Genomic DNA, 1,846 nt, shown 5'->3' with positions numbered 1-1,846 from the left:
CTGCGAGATGAAGACTCTTTACACAATCCTCCTTATAGCCGCCGCGTTCTTCGGAACGTGCGGCTGTCAAGATGCGAATCGTGAAGAGAAGTTCACGCCTTGGTCCGACAGTAAATCCGCAATCTATCAATTGACTTTCTCGCCAAACGATGATCTTTTTGCGGTCTTGACCGAGCCCCTGAGCGAAGATGAGAACGTGCGATTGAGGGTGGTGGATCGAAAACTTGGCCGAACAATCGTTGACACGAACGGGATGGCGATTTGCAGCCCTTGTTTTGACAAGCGGTCGAAGTTGTTTGCCGTCTTTATCGGGACAAGTCTTGTCGTCTATGATTTGAATACCGGCGAAACTGTTCTCAAGATTGATCGGATGGACATCTTCGATGGCAAGACCGCCGCCATGGGGTTTTCACGAGATGGCGACATCCTAATCTTGGATAAACTCTCCGCCTTTGGTTTCGAAGAAACTCCACCCGACCGACTTGCAATTGCAATTGCGTCGGGCGAACGCATCAATACCAGTGAGACTCCCGCGATCTGGTACGGCAAAAACTTGGCACCAGACGGTACAAAATGGTTCGGCGGCGGTTGGCCCGGTCCAACGCCTCGCGTATTCCATCGCAACGGCAACTACATTGGATTCTGCTATCGTGAACCGAATATCAGCCGAGCGTGGTTTTCGAGAGATTCGAATTCACTTTTAACACTTCATTCCGATGGGGCGCTTGTTAAATGGAATCTTAATTCCGAGAACGATTCAGATGAATTGAACCCAGTATCGATTGCTGATTGTCCTGATCTGCTAGAATCCAAGATTGTGACTCCCCTGCACACTCAAGACTCATTCGCGATCGTTGACGCTGCTGGCCACATGTCAGCCCGCAAGTTACCAGTGGGAATTCGCAGAACCAAGCCATGAACCCAAGTCGCCGGTCCCGCGTTTAGTTACATCAATATCCACTTCGGCGACTGGGTTATGGCCGCCGTTCCCTCGATGAGTTGACATGTGATACGTCGCACCCTCATTTGCACTGCGATCCTTCTGGCCATCGCGGCAGGATCGTGGGGTGTGTGGATCGCGTCTCGGGTCGTCGGCATACCACGCGAGGCATACGCGTCAGATTGGACAGCGGTATTCATCATTGACCATATTCGCACGACAGGTGCTTGGCCCAACGGCTGGGAAGACCTTCGCGACGAATACGATCGCATGGCCGTTCCACAACACTACGCGTGGACATTCGACGAACTCCCTCAACTAATCGATGTGAACTGGAGCACAACGGTCGACGAAATTCGTGGCTCGACAAGTCCGCCAGACAATGTGCGTCTGAAAAGCGGTCGTCAGGTAAGCTACAATGGTGATCCAAACAAATTGATTCACGACTTCGTCCTAACCGGCGACGACCCTCATCAAATCAGCGAACGAATCGGAAACTGAGGGAACCATGACATGCACGGGAGCACGGCTTGCGGCATTTTTGGCAATGGATAGTTCACTCTCCGTGCCCCGTGATGTCTACCGTTCGTCGATCTGATAGTTCTGAATGCGACTACACATCAATATCGTGACACTCCTTGCTGGCTTCCTGATCGCCTGTGCTGGACTGGGCGGGATTGGTCCGTTGGTGGGTATTGCTGTCGTCATCTCTGAGCTGTACCGCTGCAAGCGGATCGCGTCACTTACGTCGGACATTTCCGCCGATACGATCTTGAGTTTCTACCGGGGTGATCGCGCCCGCCGATACTTCGGTGCAAAATCGACCGCCAACGAAATCCGGAAATTCGCAACGCCATACCAAGCGGATGACGTTAGGCACTGTTTAACAAACTGATCTGGCGAAAT

Annotated in this window: 3 protein-coding genes; all 3 read left to right on the top strand. The window is 52.2% G+C overall.

The features are described 5' to 3' along the window. Positions 1-919, top strand: a 919-nt coding sequence (locus tag HFP54_RS25040; protein ID WP_206036406.1) for a WD40 repeat domain-containing protein, incomplete at its 5' end; no start/stop codon positions are given. Positions 920-1,210: 291 nt separating this feature from the next. Continuing rightward, positions 1,211-1,441, top strand: coding sequence for a hypothetical protein (locus tag HFP54_RS25035; protein WP_168567292.1), 231 nt, complete (start codon positions 1,211-1,213; stop codon positions 1,439-1,441). A 106-nt stretch (positions 1,442-1,547) separates the two neighbouring features. Next, complete coding sequence (locus HFP54_RS25030; protein WP_168567291.1) at positions 1,548-1,835, top strand: hypothetical protein; 288 nt, start codon at positions 1,548-1,550, stop codon at positions 1,833-1,835. Positions 1,836-1,846 lie beyond the last annotated feature (11 nt).

Source organism: Crateriforma spongiae, from assembly GCF_012290005.1.
Lineage (GTDB): Bacteria > Planctomycetota > Planctomycetia > Pirellulales > Pirellulaceae > Crateriforma > Crateriforma spongiae.
This window is presented reverse-complemented; position numbering and strand designations above follow the sequence as displayed.

Coding starts and splice junctions, on each gene's coding strand:
- HFP54_RS25035 (WP_168567292.1), top strand. CDS start 1,211: ATGGCCGTTCCACAACACTACGCGTGGACATTCGACGAACTCCCTCAA.
- HFP54_RS25030 (WP_168567291.1), top strand. CDS start 1,548: ATGCGACTACACATCAATATCGTGACACTCCTTGCTGGCTTCCTGATC.